The sequence below is a fragment of the Allobosea lathyri genome (assembly GCF_900108245.1).
GTDB lineage: Bacteria > Pseudomonadota > Alphaproteobacteria > Rhizobiales > Beijerinckiaceae > Allobosea > Allobosea lathyri.
Window position 1 is genome coordinate 314,960 of record NZ_FNUY01000005.1, and the last position, 19,165, is coordinate 334,124.

The window sequence follows — 19,165 nt, forward strand, 5'->3', positions numbered from 1 at the left end:
ACGGGCGCTGCCGGCTTCGGATTCCGCCACGATCCGCCCATAGGACAGCTCCGTCAGGGGCCGTCCGGACAAGACAGGTGACGCCGATGAACGAAGCCGGAGCATGGACGGAAGAACGCGTCGAGCTTCTGAAGAAGCTCTGGAGCGACGGGTTGAGCGCGAGCCAGATCGCGGGCGAACTCGGCTCGGTGACGCGTAACGCCGTGATCGGAAAGGTCCATCGTCTCGGTCTTTCCGGCCGGGCCAAGAACCCTGCTGCCCCGAGCACGCCGCGCAACAACGCCCCCCGCAAGGCGCCGACCCGCTCGCCCAGCCACCCGATGACCGGGAACCAGGGCGCAACGGCCGGCATGACCCGCGGCGCCAATGCGCTGGCACCGCAATATGCTCCCGAGGAGGAGCCGGAGACGCAGCAGGCGCCGACACCGTCCGAGGATGTGGTCGTGCCGTTCTCCGAACGCGTCACCATCATGGACCTGCGCGAATATATGTGCCGCTGGCCCATGGGCGATCCGACCACACCGGAATTCCGCTTCTGCGGCGGCCGCTCGCAGACCGGCATGCCCTATTGCAGCCACCACGCGCAGATCGCCTATCAGCCCGCCGCCGATCGCAGGCGCGACCGCAGCCGGGTTGCACGCGGCTGAACTTATCGAGATGATAATGACGCAAAAAGCCGGCCGCGAGGCCGGCTTTTTCGTATGTGGAATTTGACTGGCAGCTTAAAGCCGCCGTCGGCTCTCGAGATGCCGGCTCCAGCGCGAGAGCGCGAAGCAGATCAGCCAGTAGATCGCGCCTGAGAACGCGTAGGCCTCCATGTTCATGCCGACCCAGGCGGGGTCGGCGAGCGAGGCCTGCGCGATGCCGAGCAGGTCGAGGATCGAGACCACCAGGACCAGCGTCGTGTTCTTCACCAGGGCGATGAACTCGTTGGTCATTGCCGGCAGCGAGATGCGCAATGCCTGCGGCAGGACGATGAGGCCGGTCGCCTTCCAGTAGTTCAGCCCGAGCGCGGTCGCGGCCTCCCTCTGGCCCGATGGCAGGGCCTGCAGGCCCCCGCGCACGGCTTCGGCCATATAGGCGGCGATAACGAAGCCGAGCCCGATCACGGCGCGCGCCAACCTGTCGATGCCGATGCCGCCGGGCAGGATCAAAGGCAGCAGGAGAGAGGCGAGAAAGATTACCGCGATGATCGGCACGCCCCGCCAGAACTCGATGAACAGGATGCTGATCAGACGGATGACGCGCAGCTGCGACTGGCGCCCGAGCGCGAAGATGATGCCGAGCGGGATCGCGATCAGGCTCGAATAGACCGAGATGAACAGGGTCAGCATCAGGCCGCCCCATTCGCGCGTCTCGACGGGGCGCAGCCCAAACCCACCCGCGAGCAGCCAGATGCCCAGCGGCGGAAGCACGACAAGCGCAGCGAGGCCGGCCCTCAGGCGCAGCCGCTGCGGCGCGAAGACGATGCCTAATACCGACACAAGGAAGATGATCCCGGTCAGGTCGACGCGCCAGCGTTGGTCGACCGGATAGAGCCCGTACATGAACTGGCCGAAACGGGCGCGGATGAAGACCCAGCAGGCGCCACCCGCCGTGCAGTCCGCCCGCGTGGTGCCGACCCAGTTCGCATCGATCAGGGCCCAGCGGATGATCGGAATCGCGACCCAGGCCAGCACGAAGGCCAGCACGACCGTGACGATGCCGGTCGCCGGGGTGCCGAACAGGCGCTGTCTCCAGAGCGGGAGCGAGGCGCTACTCATCGCGTCACCAGCGCGATCCTGGCATTGTACCAGTTCATGAAGGCCGAAACGGCCAGTCCGATGACGAGGTAGACCGCCAGCGTCATTGCGATGATCTCGATAGCCTGGCCGGTATTGTTGAGGGCCGAGCCCATGAACAGGCTGACCACATCGGGATAGGCGATGGCCGCGCCGAAGGACGAGTTCTTGAGCACGTTGAGATACTGGTTCGTCAGCGGCGGGATCATCACCCTCAATGCCTGCGGGATGGTGACGAGGCGCAGGATTCGGCCGGGGCGCAGGCCCAGCGCCGAGGCCGCCTCGATCTGGCCATGTGGCACGGCCTGGATGCCGCCGCGCACGATCTCGGCGATGAAGCCGGCGGTATAGGTGACCAGCGCCGCCAGCAGCGCCACGAATTCCGGGATCACGACGAAGCCGCCGCGATAGTTGAAGCCCCGTAGCACCGGCACGTCCCAGCGCGTCGCGAGGCTGGCCCAGGCGATGGCGAGAGCCGGCACGAGCACGACGAGGACGAGCCCGATCGCCAGCATCGGCGCGTCCTGGCCGGTGCGATCCTTGCGTCGCCGCGCCCAGCGCGCCACCAGCCATTGCGCGAACCATGACAGGAGAATCGCGCCCAGCGCCCAACGGAAGTTCGAGGGCGCGTCGGGCAGCGGGATCGTCAGGCCGCGATTGTTGAGGAAGGCGATGCCGAACAGTTTTACGCTGTCACGCGGGGCCGGCAGCGAGGCGATGACGCCGAAATACCAGAACAGCACGAAGAACAGCAGCGGGATGTTGCGGACGAACTCGATATAGGCGCCCGCCAGCGTCGAGAGCAGCCAGTGCGAGGACAGGCGCGCGATGCCGACGACGAAGCCGAGCAGCGTCGCGAGCACCATCGCGATCACCGTCACCAGCATGGTATTGGCGACGCCGACCCAGAACAGACCCATGATCGTGTCTGATCGCGTGTAGTTCGTGAGCACGAAGGGCACGTCGATGCCCGATGCCCGCCACAGGAAATCGAAGCCGGAGGCGATGCCGGCCTTGACCATGTTCTCCGACGCATTGCGCACGAAGAAGATGGTCAGGCCGACGAGCAGCGCCACGACCGCGATCTGGTAGATCCAGTCGCGGACGCGTTTGTCGTTGAGAAGGGCAAGTGCCTTGGCCATGCCGCGCGGCCTTATTGAGATTGATGCGCGAAACGCGCCGTCATCCCGGGCGAAGCGCAGCGCAGACCCGGGACCCATGCCTGAGCATCAACCGGCAGTGTTCCGGCATGGATCCCGGATCGGCGCCGCTTCGCGGCTTGTCCGGGATGACGGTGCGCTTCCATCAAGGGCTACCAACGATACGCAAGCGCTCTCACTGGAAAGGCGGGGTGAACAGCAGGCCGCCCTTGGTCCAGAGCTGGTTCTGGCCGCGCTCCAGCTTCAGCGTCGAGCCCGCGCCGACGGAGCGGTCGAAGCTTTCGCCGTAATTCCCGACCTGCTTGATGGCGTTGTACATCCAGTCGTTCGGAAGCCCCATCATGGCGCCGAAATCACCCTCGGCTCCGAGCAGGCGGCGGACTTCCGAATTCTTCGAGTTGGCCTTCATCTCGTCGACATTGGCGGAGGTCACGCCGAGCATTTCGGCCGCGATCGTGCCGTTCAGCACCCAGCGCACGATCAGCTGCCAGCGCTCGTCGCCCCAGCGCGTCACCGGCCCCTGCGGATCGTTCGAGATCGGCTGGGTCAGGATGATGTGCTCGTCGGGCACCTTCAGCTTGACGCGCTGGCCGGCGAGCGCGCCGACACCGGCGGTGTAGGCGTCGCAACGGCCGGCGTCATAGGCGGCGATGGCGTCGTCGTTCTTCTGGAAGTTGGTGATGGTCACCTTGAGGTTGCGCTCGCGGAACCAGTCGGAGGCGTTCTTCTCCTCGGTCGAGCCGGCGGCGACGCAGACCGACGCGCCGTCGAGATCGGCGGCCGTCTTGGCATTGGTCGACTTGCGGACGAGGAAGGTCTGGCCCTCGTAGAAATTGATGCCCTGGAAGTTCAGGCCAAGCGAGGCGTTGCGCGAGAAGGTGATGGTCGAATTGCGCGCGAGCACATCGACCTGGCCCGATTGCAGGATCGGCCAGCGCTGCTGCACCGAGGTCGGCGTGTACTTCACCTTCTTGGCGTCACCGAGGACGGCGGCCGCGAGCGCCCGGCAATAATCGACATCGAGCCCGGTCCACTCGCCCTTGTCATTGGCGAAGGAGAAGCCGGGCAGGCCGAGATGCACGCCGCATTCGAGATTGCCGCGCGCCTTGACGGCATCCAGCGTCGGGCTCGGTGTCAGCTGCTGCGCGCTCGCAAGCGAAGCGCTCGCCGCCAGCAGAACCGTCGCGCCCAGAATCCTCATTCTCATCACATCATCTCCCCGAAACCGTAAGCGGTTTTCTGTGTTGCCCGCGCGACTATGCAACAGGCGGGCCGTCAGCGGTAGTCGACCATAGGACGGAGATCAGCCACCGAAAATCGTGTTCAGCTGGCTTCCGACCATGATGAAGGTGGTGCGCTTGGGCACCTCCTTCAGCCTGACTGCGCCGATATAGGTCATCGCCGAGCGGACGCCGCCCATCAGCTCCTGCATCGTGCCCTCGACAGGACCGCGATAGGGCACCTCCACGGTCTTGCCTTCCGAGGCCCGGTATTTCGCAACGCCGCCGGAATAGCGCTTCATCGCCGTGTCCGAGGACATGCCGTAGAAGGTCATGCCGACCGCGACCTTCTCGCCGTCGCGTTCCTCGTAGCGGATATCGCCCTCGCATTCGTCATGGCCGGCGAGCATGCCGCCGAGCATCATGAAATCCGCGCCCGCGCCGTAACCTTTCGCGAGGTCGCCGGGAACGGTGACGCCGCCATCGCCGCAGACCAGCCCCTTCAGGCCATGCGCCGCATCCGAGCATTCGATGATCGCGGAGAGCTGCGGATAGCCGACGCCGGTCATCTTCCGTGTCGTGCAGACAGAGCCCGGCCCGATGCCGACCTTGACGATATCCGCGCCGGCCAGGATCAGCGCTTCCGTCATATCGCCCGTGACGACATTGCCGGCCATGATCGCGGCGTCGGGAAAAGCCTCCCGAGTCGCCTTGACGGTATCGACGAATTTCTCGGTGTAGCCATTGGCGACGTCGAGGCAGATCTTGGTGATCGGCGACTTCGCGTGCACGGCCTTGAGCTTGTCGTGGTCGGCCTCGGTCGTGCCGAGCGAATAGAAGGCGTTGGCCGCTTCCGCCTCGCTGAAGAAGGCGACAAGTTCGTCGGCGTCATAATGTTTGTGCAGCGCCACCATCGCGCCATGCTTCAGCAGCGCGCGGGCTATCGCCATCGTGCCGACCACGTCCATATTCGCTGCGATCAGCGGAAAGCCGGACCAGTCCTTGCCGGTATGGGCGAAGCGGAAGCTCCTGGTGACATCGACATGGGCGCGGCTCCCCAGCGTCGAGCGCTTGGGCCGGATCAGCACGTCACGGAAGTCGAGTTTCGGGTCGTTCTCGATGCGCATGGTCTGGCCTCGGCTGATGGGCGATGACGGCGCACGCAGACTCAGAAGCGTGCCCGGATTCATAGCCGCTCGCCCCGCAAGGAGGCAATCCGAGGCTTGGCACGTCAAAACCGATTGCAAAACGATATCGGTTTGATAGTCTCCCGCTCGACACGATCTGATCGGGAGCGAAACGGCATGACTCTCACACTTCATTTTCATCCGCTGTCGAGCTTCTGCCACAAGGTGCTGATCGCGCTTTACGAGGCGGGGACGCCGTTCACGCCGCAGATCGTCGATCTCACCGATCCCGGCGAACGCGCGGCGCTGCTCAAGCTCTGGCCGATCGGCAAGTTTCCGGTGCTGGAGGATTCGGCGAAGGGACGGATCGTGCCGGAATCGAGCCTGATCATCGAATATCTCAACCAAAATCATCCCGGAGCATCGGCGCTAATCCCGCAGGAGCCGGCCGCCGCCCTAGAGGTGCGCCACTGGGACCGGTTCTTCGATCTCCATGTCCATGACGCCATGCAGAAGATCGTTGGCGACCGCCTGAGGCCCCACGGCCAGCGTGACCCGATGGGCGTCGCGCATGCACGCGAGCGCCTGAAAATAGCCTATGGCGTGCTCGAAGACGCGCTTGGCGAGCGCTGGGTCGCCGGCGAGACGTTCTCGATGGCTGATTGCGCGGCGGCGCCCGCCTTGTTCTATTCCGACAAGGTCATGCCTTTCGGCGCCGATTACCCTGCCGTCGCAGCCTATTTCGCGCGCCTTCTGGAGCGGCCCTCCTATGCCCGCGTGCTCCGGGAGGCAGAGCCCTATTTTGCGATGTTCCCAGCCGATCCAGGCTGAGCGGCGGCTCGCTGGGCCTGCTGGCGCGCCACGACTGCCTCATAGGCAGCGCGCAACCGCGAGCCGACACTGGTCCAGCCGGGATTGACCCGTGCGGGGTTGGGCCAGCCGAGATGGCTCTCGCGCAATTCGTCCATGAACTCCTCCCAGAGCGGAGGCCCGCCCTGCGCCAGCACTTCGGCGCGGATCGAAAGTTCCTCGCTCACGGGCAGGAATTTCAGCCCCCAGCCCGACATCTGCGCCAGCACGGGCAGGAGCTGGATGCCCTTCTCGGTCAGGCTGTAGGTCACTTTCTGCTTATGCGTCGGGTCTTCGGCCCGAGTGAGGATATCCTGCTCGAGCAGGGTCTTCAGCCGGTCGGCGAGGATGTTGGAGGAGATGGCTTCCTCCGATTGCAGCAGTAATTCGCGGAAATGCCGGCGATTGCCGAACATCATGTCGCGCAGGATGAGCAGGCTCCATTTGTCGCCGACGACTTCCAGAGTGAGGTTGATCGGGCAGCCCGACCGGGGATCGTCGCTCACAAACACGGCTCCAAAGCGGAATTCGAAAACCGCTTGCAATATCGCACCGGTCTTTTTAGCTTACAACTGCTTGTAAACCGCAACTGGTGTGGAGGAAACCGCTGACCCGTCTTCGCGCAGGCCGCATTTCCCGGCGCCAAGGATCAGGCGGCCAATCAAGAGGCGGGTTGCCCCAAAACCTCGGCCGCGAACTCGAACCGGTGGGAGCACGACAATGGCACGCAGCAAGGCCGCCATCATCCGCAGTCTGTTCGACGCCTATCTGACGAAGCAGCGCGATGTCGTCGAGGCGAGCATGAGCCCCGACCTGCGCTTCACCAGCCCCTATGACGATGCGATCGACCGGGCGACCTATTTCGAGCGCTGCTGGCCGACCAGCGAGACGATGGACGCCGTCGATATCGAGCGCATTTTCGAGGAGGGGAACGAGGCGTTCGTGACCTACAAGACGACGGTCGGTGGCAAGACCTTCCGCAACACCGAATTCTTCGTCTTCGACGGCGATCTCGTCAGGGAAATCACCGTCTATTTCGGCGCGAGCTACAAGGACGGTATCTTCGTCAAGCAGGTGTGAGTCAGCGCGCGTTCACGGAACCAGGCTCTTCGCCAGCATGCAGTGGACGCCCTTGGAGCCGTTGACTGTCTGGGTGATCCGCAGATCGGCAGCGAGGCTGCACAGCATATAGGCCTGCTCGCGCGACAGTTTGGTGCGCTCGACGATCAGCCCGATCATGTCGCGCAGCGCGTCCTTGGCGCAGATGTCGAGGTCGGGATCGATGCCCATGGTGATGTGATGCGTCGGCGTCTCCGCGCGGGGCATCCCGAAGCTCAGATCCTCGCGCAGGATGAACTCGAAGGTGCCCTCCAGCGCGGTCTCGATCGCGGTGACGCAGACCTCGCCATCGCCCTGCGCACCATGGCCGTCGCCGCAGGAGAACAGGCCTCCCTCGACGAAAACAGGCAGATAGAGCGTTGCGCCGGCGACGAGTTCCTTGTTGTCGAGATTGCCGCCGAAGGCGCGTGGTACCAGAGAGGTCTGCCGGCCCCAATGAGGCGGCGGCGCTGTGCCCATTACGCCGAAAAAGGGCGAAAGCGGCAGATCCATGCCCCAGGGCAGATGGGCGAGATTGGTTTTCGCGTCGAGGCCGATATGGATCAGGCTGTGCTGGTCGAACTCCTCGGGGAGTGTACCGGCCAGCGGCTTAATCATGGTGTAGCCCCAGTCGGTGCGTAGCTTCACCTCGCGGATACGCACCTCCAGCACATGGCCGGGCCTGGCCCCCTTCACCGCGACCGGGCCGGTGAGGATATGGCCGGGCACCATGCGCTCGGCCTTGGCATGGATCTCGTGGATCTCCGGCAGCACATGGAAACCCGATTTCGGCTGGGCATCGGCCGGTCCCGTCACGGTACGGATCGTGACGCTGTCGCCGCTCTCGATCGTCAGAACGGGTTTGAGCGCCGCCTCGAAGAATCCCCAATGGCAGGTCGCAAGGCCTGCCTCGACAAGATGATGCGTCACGGGCAGCTCTCCAGGCGAAGGGTTCAGGCCGAGGCCGTTGGCACGACCAGCGGCCGCGCGTTCTTGCGGATGGTGTAGAGCGTAGCGCCGATGACGATCGCCGCGCCGATCCAGGTCGAGAGCGCCGGGATCTCGGCGAAGAAAACGAAACCAGTCAGGCTCGCCAGGATCAGGCGGCTGAAATCCAGCGGCGCCAGCGCTGCCGCCTCGCCGACCTGATAGGCACGCGTGATCAGCCATTGGCCGGCCGTGCCGAACAGGCTGAGCACGAGAAGCCAGAGCCATTGCTCGGTTGTCGGCGGCACCCAGAACAGCCAGCCGGGAACCGCGAGCAGCGCGATCAGCACCAGCCCCTGATAGATCAGGATCGTGTCCGTGCGCTCGGTCGCCGCCAGCATGCGCACGCTGACAGTGATGCCGGCGCCGAACACCGCGCCGCCGACTGCCATCATGGCGTAGAGATCGAGCCCGTCTCCGCTCGGGCGCAGCATGATCAGGACGCCGGCAAAACCGATGATGGTTGCAGCCCAACGCCTGGCATCCACGACCTCCTTCAGCACCAGAACGGCGGCGATCGTCACGAACAGCACCTGGCTGAAACCGATCGCGGTGGCCTGGGCCAGCGGAATCTTGATGATGGCGGTGAAGCCGCACAGCATCGAGATCAGCGTGAGCACGCTGCGGACAACCTGCAGACCCGGCCGCGTGGTGCGCAGCATCGGGCCCAGGGAACCGGCCGAAAACGCAACGATGATCACGCTCATGATGATCTGCCGGATCAGCAGGATCTGGACGAGAGGAATCACGCCGCCGACATGTTTGATCGAGCCGACCATCACCGCGTAAACCAGCAGCGCCGACATCATGTAGACCGAGCCGCGCAGATTATGGCTCGCTCCACGCCACCAGCGCTGGAGCCTGTGCCGGCGCCGGGCGAGCCAACCTATCGGCGAGGGATCGGCGACCTGTGGAATCGCGGCGAGAACGACAGGCTCGTCCGCAAGCCAGTCCGAGGCGGGAGAACCCGATTCAGCTGGCGAAGACGGGGCGAACGTCGCCTCGGCGACGTCATCTTCGAACCCCGAACGGTCCTGCCGCCCGGTCTGCCGGTCTTCGCTCATCGCCCCAACCATCAGCCGGGGCTACGATGCCCGGCTCAGTGTCCATCCCTGGTTCGAAATCATTGAATAATCGTGCATCTTTCGCCAGAGACCGGCGGACATGGCGGGGTTGTGCCGGCAACGGGCGGCGGCGCCTCGCAGCGGCCGATGCGCCGGCAGGGCAAGGGCGGCATTCGCAAGCGGCCCTATGCAGTGCACGCATGACGCTCTAGGAGGTGGCTCTTCTCTGGAACACGGATTTGCAGGAACGATGAACTCCGGCTGCCACGCGGACGAGGCGGGATGTCCTTTTGACCCATGCGCTTGGGCGGGCGTCGTCGAGGCCACCGGACCGCTTTACATCGGGCAATGTCACAACGCGGCGGCTTGCCCATGAAAGTGCTCCTGTCCGATTTCGTCAACGGCATCCGCGCGCTCGCACCGGCCCGCTTTCCCTATCGCCGCTTCGCGCTGGCGCTGTTGCTGGGCGGCTTCGGCGGCTGGCTTTTCGTTCAGTTGCGCCTGCCGCTGCCCTGGATGCTGGGCTCGATGGTCTTCTGCACCGTGGCGGCGCTGCTGCGCATGCCGGTCGCCGCGCCGCCCGTCATCCGGCCGCCGATGACCGTCGTGATCGGCGTCATGCTCGGCGCGAGCTTCAAGCCGGAGGTCGTGGCGCAATTGCCGAACTGGCTACCGACGCTGATCGGGCTAGTGCTGTTCATGTGCGCCTGCGGCTTCGCCTGCGTCGGCTATTTCCGCCGCATCGCCGGTTTTGACCCGGTCACCGCCTTTTTCGCGGGCATGCCCGGCGGATTGGTCGAGATGGTCACGGTCGGCGAAGAAAAGGGCGGCGACGCCCGGATCATCGCGCTGATCCATTCCGCCCGCATCCTGCTGGTGGTGATGACGCTGCCCTTCATCGTGCAGTGGATCGGTGGCGTTCCTCTCGGTGGAACGCGGATCGCCGGGCCGTCCTTCTCGCAGACTCCCCTCTTTGCCGAGCTCTGGCTGCTGGGGTGCGGGCTGCTGGGCGTCCTCGTCGGCCACTGGCTGAGATTGCCGGCTAAATATCTGCTCGGTCCTATGCTGGTCAGCGCGATCGTCCATGTGGTGGGTTTGAGCGACTCGGTCCCGCCCTTCGAGATCGTCAACGCCGCGCAGCTCATTCTCGGCGTCACCATCGGCTGCCGTTTCGTGGGCACGCCCGCCCGCATCATCTTCCGCGTGCTGACCCTGTCGGTCGGCTCCACCATCATCCTGCTGGCGCTGACGCTCGCCTTCGCCTGGATCGTGGCGCAGCTCTCGGTGCACGGCCATGTGCCGCTGATCCTGGCCTATTCGCCGGGCGGCCTCGCCGAAATGAGCCTGATCGCCCTGGCGTTGCATACCGAGGTCGCCTTCGTGGCGGCGCACCACATCATCCGGGTCTTCCTGGTTATGGTCGCGGCAGGGCCGCTGTTCGGGCTGATCCTCGGGCGCAGCAAGGCTAGCGAGACAGCGCCGGCCGAATAGGACTCAGCGCGTCACATCGCCTGGATTTACTGTGCTGATCTGCCGACGAACAGCCGCTGCCGGACCATGCGCAACATAAAGACGGGATTGCCGACGACATAGCGCCGCCAGAGCCGGCCGGGCTCCAGCCAGAGCCGGTATGCCCATTCCAGCCGGAATTGGCGGATCAGCTCCGGCGCACGCGAGACTTCGCCTGCAAAGAAATCGAACAGGGCACCGACGCCGGCAGCGACAGTGCAATGCTGCAGGCCGAGCTTGTCGGCGATCCAACGCTCCTGCCGTGGATTGCCCATCGCCACCAGCAGCAGGTCCGGCGGGGCGGCCTTCAGCCGGGCCAGCAACCCGGCCTCTTCATTGGGTGCGAAGTAACCATGGCTGACCACGCTGAAGCGGTGTGCGGGATACTTCCGCGCCAGAGCCGACGCCGCGCGTTCGGCGACTCCCGGCCGTCCGCCGACCAGCCCGACCCGCAAGGACCGCGTTTCCGACGCCAACAGCACGGGGAAGAAATCCGTGCCGTTGAGGTTCGCCGGGAAGGGCGCGCCATGCAGCAGCCAGCTGGCGATATCCACGCCCAGACCATCGGCCAGCACGAGAAAATCCGTCAGCCGCTGCAACAACGCGGGATCGTGCGCTCCGACATTCACGAGGTTGGCGTTGCAGAAGGCGAGCTTTACATGCCGCCCGCTCGCCATTGCGTCGGATAGCTCCGACAAAGCAGCCTCCCAGGTCAGGGCGGCGATGCCGATGCCGCCGATATCGCGCGTGGCAATGGCGACCCGTGTCGGGGCCTCATCATCCGCGATAGCGAGGGAAAGGGCAGCAGGCACGGCAGGGCTCGATCCAGATGACCACGACAGGCGATTTCGCCATCATGTCATGGCGCAACCGCCGCGCCGGTCAAGCTGATCCAAGCCGAAGGGTGAACGGCTTCTTCCCTAAATCCGCGACGCGGAGTTAATCCGAACCCGCAGTGAAACCAATGGGTTGTCTCGTTACGAAACGTGGCCGCAACGTCCGGCTGGGCGAGGGTTCGAGCTTGCCGCGAAGCTGTCAGACAATGGCACGACAGCGCCCCGAATGACCCGTTCCGGCACATGCCGCGCGACACACAAAACCCGCTGCCTTTTTGCCGGAATGGTTACCGCCCTCTGCCGCTCCTGCCGAAGTTCTTAACAAGCTTCTTCGCCTCTGGCCGGGCCGTCGATCTCCGGCTAGCCTGCCGCCCCATCGACGACAAGGGCTGGCCATGAACCAAATCGATCTCAAAGAGCGTGTCGCCATCATAACCGGCGGGGCGCAGGGCATTGGCCGCGCTGTTGCGGAACGGTTTGCAGCCAGCGGCGCCAAGGTCGCGATCTGGGACCTAGACGGCGATCTCGCCCGCAAGGCGGCGATCGAGATCGGTGGCGCAGCGAGCGGGCTTGCCATCGACGTCACCGACGCAGACGCCGTGAAGGCCGCAGCCGACGCGCTGGAAGCCCAGCATGGCAGCGTCGACATCCTCGTCACCAGCGCCGGCATCGCCGGGCCGAACCTGAAGACCTGGGAATATCCGCTCGACGAATGGGCCCGCGTCATGCGCCTCAATGTCGACGGCACGCTGCATTGCTGCCAGGCGGTCATCCCCGGCATGATCAAGCGCAACTACGGACGTCTCGTCCTTGTCGCCTCGATCGCCGGCAAGGAGGGCAACCCCAACGCATCCGCCTATTCGGCCTCGAAGGCAGCGGTGATCGCCCTGACGAAATCGCTCGGCAAGGAGCTCGCGACGCAGGACATCGCGGTCAACTGCATCACGCCGGCCGCCGCGCGCACCCGCATCTTCGACCAGATGAGCGAGGAGCATATCGGCTACATGCTGGCGAAAATCCCGCGCGGGCGCTTCCTCCTGCCCGACGAGGTCGCGGCGATGGTCGCCTTCCTCGCCTCGTCGGAGAACAGCTTCACCACCGGCGGCGTGTTCGATCTTTCGGGCGGCCGCGCGACTTACTAGAAGACCACCAGCCTAGAAGACCATCAGCGCAAAACCGGCTCCCGGTTTTGCGCACCCTGCTCCAGAGTCGGCCCAGATGACCCAGACGCTTCCCTCCGCCGCTGTGCTCGGCGCGCGCGCCTTCGCCGCACTTCAGGGCCTGAACCGCTTCAGCGACGAGCCGGGCAAGCTGACCCGGCTCTATCTGTCGCCGGCGCACAGGCAGGCGGCCGAATGGACCAAGGGCGCGATGGAAGTGGCGGGGCTGACCGCCTTCATCGATGCGGCCGGCTCCGTGCAGGGCCGGCGTGAAGGGCCGGTGCCGGGTGGGCCTTCGGTAGTGATCGGCTCGCATATCGACACGGTGAAGGATGGCGGCCGCTTCGACGGCAATCTCGGCGTCGTCGCGGGTATCCTGACCGCGCAGGCGCTGCGCGACGCCGGCATCGTCTTGCCGTTTGCGCTCGAGGTCGTCGCTTTCGGCGATGAGGAGAATGTCCGCTTCCCTACCCATCTCTCCACTTCCCTCGCGTTGACCGGCGAATACGACCCGGCCTGGCTCGATGCCCGCGACAGCGAGGGGGCCCGTCTGGCCGAAGCGCTGGTCGAATTCGGCGGAAATCCTGCCGGAATTCCCGCTCTCGCCCGCAAGCCCGGCTCGGTGAAGGCCTATCTCGAGGTCCATATCGAGCAGGGGCCGGTGCTCGAGGTGGAGAACGAGGCGGTGGGCATCGTCACCGCGATCAACGCCCAGAGCCGCGCCCGCATCCAGGTGACCGGTGAGGCCGGCCATGCCGGCACGGTGCCGATGAGCCTGCGCAAGGATGCGCTGACGGCAGGCGCTGAAATGGCGCTGGCGCTGGAGGAGATCGCGGCGGGGCACGACCAGGCGGTCGGCACGGTCGGCGTGTTCTCGCCTAATCCCGGCGCCACCAATGTCGTGCCGGGCGCCGTCGAGTTCACCATCGACTTCCGCTGCCCGTCCAACGCGACGCTGGCGAGCATGAATGCGGCCATCCACGAACGTTTTGCGGCCATTGCCGAGCGGCGTGGCGTCGGGCTCGCCATCACCCCCTATGCGACGGCCGCCGCCGTGCCGATGAATCCCGGGTTGCAGGATGCATTGGCGGCCGGCGTGACGCGGGCCGGAGGCAATCTCAGCGTGCGCCGCCTGCCTTCGGGCGCCGGGCATGACGCCATGGCCATGGCGACGCTGTGCCCCGCCGCGATGCTGTTCGTGCGCAACGAGAAGGGCATCAGCCATTCGCCACTGGAGAACATGACCGAGGCCGATGCCGGCATCGCGATCCGTGTTCTCATCGAAACCATCCTGGAACTGGCCAAAAAGGGCGCCTGAAGGCTATGTTTCTCATCCACGGGAGACCGCGACACCGCGTGCCATTCCCCAGTACGGCCCGGTTGCGTAGGAGAAGGAAGCCGTAGGAGGCTGCCGATGGACTTTGAGACATTCTTCAGCACGGAGCTCGACGCACTTCGTAGCGAAGGCCGCTATCGGGTCTTCGCCGATCTCGAGCGGCAGGCCGGGCGCTTCCCGCGCGCGACCTATCACGGCGCGGATACGCCCCGCGAGGTCACCGTCTGGTGCTCCAACGACTATCTCGGCATGGGGCAGCACCCCGATGTGCTCGCGGCAATGCATGCCGCGATCGACGAATGCGGCGCCGGCACCGGCGGCACCCGCAATATCGGCGGCACCAATCATTATCATATCCTGCTCGAGCAGGAGCTGGCCGATCTGCACGGCAAGGAATCGGCCCTGCTGTTCAACTCCGGCTACATGTCGAACTGGACGTCGCTGTCGACGCTGGCCTCGCGCATTCCCGGCTGCGTTGTACTGACGGACGCGCTGAACCATGCCTCGATGATCGAGGGCATCCGGCACTCGCGCGCCGAGAAGCTGATCTTCGCTCATAACGACCCGGATGATCTGCGCCGCAAGCTCGCGGGGCTCGATCCGGCACGGCCGAAGCTGATCGCCTTCGAGTCGGTCTATTCGATGGATGGCGACATCGCCCCGATCGCCGCATTCTGCGACATTGCCGACGAATTCGGCGCGATGACCTATATCGACGAGGTCCATGCGGTCGGCCTGTATGGCCCGCGTGGCGGCGGCGTCAGCGAGCGCGAGGGCCTGAGCCATCGCCTGACGCTGATCGAGGGCACGCTGGCGAAGTCCTTCGGCGTGATGGGCGGTTATATCGCGGGATCGGCAGCGCTTTGCGACTATATCCGCAGCTTCGCCTCTGGTTTCATCTTCTCAAGCTCCCTGCCGCCGACGCTGGCGGCCGGCGCGCTCGCCTCGATCCGCCATCTCAAGGCGAGTTCGAGCGAGCGAGAGCGTCAGCAGGACCGCGTGGCGGCGCTGCGGCGCAGGCTCGACGCGATCGGCATCCCGCATCTCGACAATCCCAGCCATATCGTGCCGGTGATGGTCGGCGATCCCGTGCTCTGCAAGAAGATCAGCGACGACCTGCTGGCGCGCTTCGACATCTATGTCCAGCCGATCAACTACCCGACCGTGCCGCGCGGCACCGAGCGGCTGCGCATCACCCCATCGCCCCTCCACAGCGATGCCGATATCGACCATCTGGTCTCGGCGTTGACCGCGATCTGGGGCCAGGTCGGGCTCAAGCGCGCCGCGTGACGTCCCGCGGCGGTCGGTGTTTCCCGTGAAACATCGGGAAAATAACCCGCGATATCCGACGCCACGCGCCGGCAAATAGCCGAGTTGCGCCGGCGCGCCCTTGATACCGGGCCTCAGCCTGAACATGTTGGCGGCTCCTGTTCACGCAAGGCCCGAATCGCATGTCCGACAATCACGCCGCTCCCCTGATGCACGCGACCACCATCCTGATGGTGCGCAAGGGCGGTCGCGTCGTGATCGGCGGCGACGGGCAGGTATCGCTGGGCCCGACGATCATGAAGGGCAATGCCAAGAAGGTCCGCCGGCTCGCCAAGGGCGCGGTGATCGCCGGTTTCGCCGGCGCGACCGCCGACGCCTTCACGCTGTTCGAGCGGTTGGAAACCAAGCTGGAGCAGTATCCGACGCAATTGCTGCGCGCCTGCGTCGAACTCGCCAAGGACTGGCGCACCGACCGCTACCTGCGCCGGCTCGAGGCCATGCTGCTGGTTGCCGACAAGGAGGTCTCGCTGCTGATCTCGGGCACGGGCGACGTGCTGGAACCGGAAACCAGCGAACATGGCGCGGTCATGGCAATCGGATCGGGCGGGAATTTCGCTCTGGCTGCGGCCCGCGCATTGGTTGACACCGATCTCGACGCGGAGGCCATCGTGCGCAAGGCGATGAAGATCGCCGGCGACATCTGCGTCTACACCAACCACAGCCTCGTGATCGAGACGCTGGAGGCATGATGTTCGAGGATATTCGCTCTGTGGCCGCAGCCGCGCGCGCAGAGCGGGTTGTAGAAGCCAAGTTCCGCTCACAGCCAAAAGTTCGAGAGTGGCCTATGACGATGGTGCTTGGCTTGCTCCTGCTCGGTCTGGCTTTCGAGCTTCAAAAAGGCGGCTCACTGACTTTGGGTATCGGGCTGGCAAGCGTCAGCTGGATACTGGCAGAATTTGCGACACGCCTGCTGAGGTTGGGCTTGCCAAGCATCCCTTTGCTTTTAGGGTTTTTCGCCGGTAGCCAATTCATCAATCTTGCAACGCTCAACGAAACCGTCACGCGGGTTACAGAGCAGCGCGTCGCGATTGCACCGGGGATCGACAACTACGCGGCGCTGAACGTCGCGAGCGTCACGTTGCCGACCGTAATTTTCCTCGCTCTATATTACTGGCGATTTCGTGTACCGCTGACAATTGCGGTTGGAGTCGGTTATCTGCTCTTCGGATCACTCTGCCTTGGCTTGTTCTTTTTCGAAGGCGCTTTCGTCACTTGGATGGAACCGCTGTCATGGGCAGGAGGAGTTGCGGTTCTGGGGCTCGCAATTCGCATCGATCTATCGGATCGTTTCCGGACAACAACGCGAAGCGAGATAGCATTCTGGCTGTACGTTCTCGCCGCCTTTATCATCCTAAATCCGATTGTAGGCGAGTTCGGCAAGATGACGGCAATGCCGGCGTTGCCCTCGCAAGCCGGTCTGCTTGGCGTGCTTGCCGCCCTCGCCATATGCGGATTATTGATCGATCGGCGGATTCTGATCTTAGGCGGTGCGCTCTATTCCGGGCTGTCCCTGACCTATTTGGCCGTCAAATCCGAATTGTCGGGTTTCGGCATCCCATTTGTTGTGCTGCTGACTCTGTTCTGCATCCTCGGCCTCGCGCTTTACTGGCGCCCGCTCCGTCAGTGGCTTGTTCTCGCATCACCGTTCCGCAACCTACAGCACAAGCTTCCACCTCTGACGCTGGAGTCGCCTTAGTTCTCCTTCGTCAATCGGAACCCACCACCTCAGAAACCGTGACAGAACGAATGACCTCCTTTTCCCCCCGCGAGATCGTTTCCGAACTCGACCGTTTCATCGTCGGCCAGAACGACGCCAAGCGCGCCGTCGCCATCGCGCTGCGCAATCGCTGGCGCCGGCAGCAATTGGAGGGGCCGCTGCGCGAAGAGGTTTCGCCTAAGAACATCCTGATGATCGGGCCGACCGGCTGCGGCAAGACCGAGATCGCGCGCCGCCTCGCCCGACTCGCCAACGCCCCCTTCCTCAAGGTCGAGGCAACCAAGTTCACCGAGGTCGGCTATGTCGGCCGCGATGTCGAATCGATCATCCGCGACCTCGTCGAGATCGCGATCGCGCTGGTGCGCGACAGCCGGCGCAAGGACGTACAGGCGAAGGCGCATCTCGCCGCCGAGGAGCGGGTGCTGGACGCGCTGGTCGGCGCCACCGCCAGCCCGGCTACGCGCGATTCCTTCCGCAAGAAGCTGCGCGCCAACGAGCTCGACGACAAGGAGATCGAGGTCGAGATCGCGGCCGGGAGCTCAAACACGCCGATGTTCGAATTGCCGGGCATGCCTGGCGCCTCGATCGGTGCGATCTCGCTCGGCGACATGTTCGGCAAGGCGTTCGGTAAAACCGGCAAGCCCAAGCGCATCCTGGTGAAGGACGCCTATGGCCCGCTGGTGACCGAGGAGAGCGACAAGCTGATCGATCAGGACGCTATCGTGCAGACGGCGATCCGCGAGGTCGAGAACAACGGCATCGTCTTCCTCGACGAGATCGACAAGATCTGCTCGCGCGAGGGCAAAAGCGGGGCCGACGTTTCGCGCGAGGGCGTGCAGCGCGATCTGCTGCCGCTGATCGAAGGCACGACAGTCGCCACCAAGCATGGCGCGGTGAAGAGCGACCACATCCTCTTCATCGCGTCGGGCGCCTTCCACGTCTCGCGGCCTTCCGACCTGCTGCCGGAACTGCAGGGGCGCCTGCCGATCCGGGTCGAATTGCACCCGCTCGATATCGAGGATTTCAAGCGCATCCTGACCGAGACGGAAGCGAGCCTGATCAAGCAGTCGGTCGCGCTGATGGCGACGGAAGAAGTCACGATCGAGTTTACGCCCGACGCGATCGACGCCATCGCGCGCATCGCCGTCGATGTGAATTCGACGGTCGAGAATATCGGCGCGCGGAGGCTCCAGACCGTGATCGAGCGCATTCTCGACGAGATCTCCTTCACAGCGCCCGACCGGTCCGGTGACAAGGTCACGATCGACGCCGCCTATGTCGAGGCCCGCATCGGCGATCTCGCGAAGAATGCCGATCTGAGCCGGTTCATTTTGTGACGCTCGACTCGTGTCTTCATTCTTGGTTATATTGAAGACCAATGAAGGGAGGCCGCATTGTCCCGCACCACAACCATGACCGTTCGGCTCAGCGGCGCGCTTAGCGAGTTCGTCGCTGCGAATGTCGGCGAAAACGGCGCTTACGAGAACATCAGCGAATATGTTCGCGATCTCATCCGGCGCGACAGGCAACGGTCCGAGCAGGAGGCCTTCGAGCGGTTGAAGGCGGAGTTGACCCATGCTTTCGCGGCGCCGGACGCTTCCTATGTTCCCCTGACGGCAGCCGAGATCATCGCGCGAAACAAGGTGTGAGATCGATATGGCCGCCGTCCGCGTCCAGCAGGCGGCTTCGCACCGCCTCGACGAAATCTATCGCTACACACGCGATCGCTGGGGCCCTGAACAGGCCGAGCACTATATCTCCGGCCTGTTCGCGTCGTTCGGCAAGATCGAATCCCACGCCGTCTTGTCGCGCCCCGTCCCGGCGGAATTCGGCGTCGAGGGTTATTTGTTTCGCTATGAGCAGCACTTCGTCTATTGGCGCAGGCTGGCCAACGGCGATGTCGGCATCGTGACGATCCTGCATGAGCGGATGCATCAGATCGATCGATTCCGCGAGGATTTCGGATCGTGACGCGGCGGCGAAGGACGCAGT

The 19,165-nt window shown here is 64.5% G+C and carries 20 protein-coding genes; 12 read left to right on the forward strand and 8 right to left on the reverse strand.

Annotated features, from left to right (window positions below; translation table 11 throughout):
- Positions 1-86: 86 nt before the first annotated feature.
- The gene (locus tag C4S73_RS14430; RefSeq protein ID WP_103873301.1) at positions 87-647 is read left to right on the forward strand and encodes a GcrA family cell cycle regulator; all 561 of its coding nucleotides are present in this window, start codon (positions 87-89) and stop codon (positions 645-647) included.
- A gap of 75 nt (positions 648-722) precedes the next feature.
- Here the strand turns inward: C4S73_RS14430 and C4S73_RS14435 are convergent, their stop codons facing one another.
- The 4 genes from C4S73_RS14435 to C4S73_RS14450 all read right to left on the reverse strand — a co-directional run bounded on the left by C4S73_RS14435 (position 723) and on the right by C4S73_RS14450 (position 5,288).
- Entirely contained in the window at positions 723-1,763 is a 1,041-nt protein-coding gene (locus C4S73_RS14435) for an amino acid ABC transporter permease (protein WP_103873187.1), read from the reverse strand.
- On the reverse strand, positions 1,760-2,923 hold the full coding sequence (locus C4S73_RS14440; RefSeq protein ID WP_103873188.1) for an amino acid ABC transporter permease: 1,164 nt from the start codon (positions 2,921-2,923) through the stop codon (positions 1,760-1,762). Before C4S73_RS14440 ends, C4S73_RS14435 begins: the two co-directional genes overlap by 4 nt.
- Positions 2,924-3,116: 193 nt before the next feature.
- Complete coding sequence (locus C4S73_RS14445) at positions 3,117-4,148, reverse strand: amino acid ABC transporter substrate-binding protein (protein WP_200828020.1); 1,032 nt, start codon at positions 4,146-4,148, stop codon at positions 3,117-3,119.
- A gap of 96 nt (positions 4,149-4,244) precedes the next feature.
- A complete protein-coding gene (locus tag C4S73_RS14450; RefSeq protein WP_103873302.1) occupies positions 4,245-5,288 on the reverse strand; it encodes a GMP reductase in 1,044 nt (347 codons plus the stop codon).
- A gap of 177 nt (positions 5,289-5,465) precedes the next feature.
- On the opposite strand from C4S73_RS14450, the gene C4S73_RS14455 reads away from it, so the two are divergent.
- The gene (locus tag C4S73_RS14455) at positions 5,466-6,119 is read left to right on the forward strand and encodes a glutathione S-transferase family protein (RefSeq protein WP_103873190.1); all 654 of its coding nucleotides are present in this window, start codon (positions 5,466-5,468) and stop codon (positions 6,117-6,119) included.
- On the opposite strand, the gene C4S73_RS14460 is transcribed toward C4S73_RS14455, so the two are convergent.
- Positions 6,086-6,643: a winged helix-turn-helix transcriptional regulator gene (locus C4S73_RS14460; protein ID WP_103873303.1), complete on the reverse strand. Its 558-nt coding sequence runs from the start codon at positions 6,641-6,643 to the stop codon at positions 6,086-6,088. The genes C4S73_RS14455 and C4S73_RS14460 overlap by 34 nt on opposite strands.
- Positions 6,644-6,857: 214 nt before the next feature.
- Here C4S73_RS14460 and C4S73_RS14465 point away from each other — a divergent pair, with 214 nt between their 5' ends.
- Positions 6,858-7,217, forward strand: a complete 360-nt coding sequence (locus tag C4S73_RS14465; RefSeq protein WP_103873191.1) for a nuclear transport factor 2 family protein — start codon at positions 6,858-6,860, stop codon at positions 7,215-7,217.
- A gap of 12 nt (positions 7,218-7,229) precedes the next feature.
- Here C4S73_RS14465 and C4S73_RS14470 read toward each other — a convergent pair whose 3' ends face one another.
- Positions 7,230-8,165: an acetamidase/formamidase family protein gene (locus C4S73_RS14470; protein WP_103873192.1), complete on the reverse strand. Its 936-nt coding sequence runs from the start codon at positions 8,163-8,165 to the stop codon at positions 7,230-7,232.
- Between the two features lie 23 nt (positions 8,166-8,188).
- Positions 8,189-9,286: a DMT family transporter gene (locus tag C4S73_RS14475; RefSeq protein ID WP_160115776.1), complete on the reverse strand. Its 1,098-nt coding sequence runs from the start codon at positions 9,284-9,286 to the stop codon at positions 8,189-8,191.
- Positions 9,287-9,658: 372 nt separating this feature from the next.
- Here C4S73_RS14475 and C4S73_RS14480 point away from each other — a divergent pair, with 372 nt between their 5' ends.
- The gene (locus tag C4S73_RS14480; RefSeq protein WP_103873194.1) at positions 9,659-10,777 is read left to right on the forward strand and encodes an AbrB family transcriptional regulator; all 1,119 of its coding nucleotides are present in this window, start codon (positions 9,659-9,661) and stop codon (positions 10,775-10,777) included.
- A 26-nt stretch (positions 10,778-10,803) separates the two neighbouring features.
- Here the strand turns inward: C4S73_RS14480 and C4S73_RS14485 are convergent, their stop codons facing one another.
- Entirely contained in the window at positions 10,804-11,607 is an 804-nt protein-coding gene (locus tag C4S73_RS14485) for a WecB/TagA/CpsF family glycosyltransferase (protein ID WP_244595598.1), read from the reverse strand.
- A 419-nt stretch (positions 11,608-12,026) separates the two neighbouring features.
- Between C4S73_RS14485 and C4S73_RS14490 the strand changes: the two genes are divergently transcribed.
- From C4S73_RS14490 to C4S73_RS14525, 8 genes are all read left to right on the forward strand, one after another.
- The gene (locus C4S73_RS14490; protein WP_103873195.1) at positions 12,027-12,773 is read left to right on the forward strand and encodes an SDR family NAD(P)-dependent oxidoreductase; all 747 of its coding nucleotides are present in this window, start codon (positions 12,027-12,029) and stop codon (positions 12,771-12,773) included.
- Positions 12,774-12,849: 76 nt separating this feature from the next.
- Positions 12,850-14,109, forward strand: coding sequence for an allantoate amidohydrolase (locus tag C4S73_RS14495; protein ID WP_103873196.1), 1,260 nt, complete (start codon positions 12,850-12,852; stop codon positions 14,107-14,109).
- A gap of 96 nt (positions 14,110-14,205) precedes the next feature.
- Complete coding sequence (gene hemA / locus C4S73_RS14500) at positions 14,206-15,417, forward strand: 5-aminolevulinate synthase (protein WP_103873197.1); 1,212 nt, start codon at positions 14,206-14,208, stop codon at positions 15,415-15,417.
- Positions 15,418-15,578: 161 nt separating this feature from the next.
- On the forward strand, positions 15,579-16,145 hold the full coding sequence (gene hslV, locus C4S73_RS14505; protein WP_280177599.1) for an ATP-dependent protease subunit HslV: 567 nt from the start codon (positions 15,579-15,581) through the stop codon (positions 16,143-16,145).
- The gene (locus tag C4S73_RS14510) at positions 16,145-17,152 is read left to right on the forward strand and encodes a hypothetical protein (RefSeq protein ID WP_146071358.1); all 1,008 of its coding nucleotides are present in this window, start codon (positions 16,145-16,147) and stop codon (positions 17,150-17,152) included. Before hslV ends, C4S73_RS14510 begins: the two co-directional genes overlap by 1 nt.
- A gap of 50 nt (positions 17,153-17,202) precedes the next feature.
- A complete protein-coding gene (gene hslU, locus C4S73_RS14515) occupies positions 17,203-18,510 on the forward strand; it encodes an ATP-dependent protease ATPase subunit HslU (RefSeq protein WP_103873199.1) in 1,308 nt (435 codons plus the stop codon).
- Positions 18,511-18,567: 57 nt separating this feature from the next.
- Positions 18,568-18,822, forward strand: a complete 255-nt coding sequence (locus tag C4S73_RS14520) for a ribbon-helix-helix domain-containing protein (protein ID WP_103873200.1) — start codon at positions 18,568-18,570, stop codon at positions 18,820-18,822.
- A gap of 7 nt (positions 18,823-18,829) precedes the next feature.
- Positions 18,830-19,144 carry a type II toxin-antitoxin system RelE/ParE family toxin gene (locus C4S73_RS14525; RefSeq protein WP_103873201.1) on the forward strand — a complete coding sequence of 105 codons (315 nt, stop codon included), beginning with the start codon at positions 18,830-18,832 and terminating at the stop codon, positions 19,142-19,144.
- Positions 19,145-19,165 lie beyond the last annotated feature (21 nt).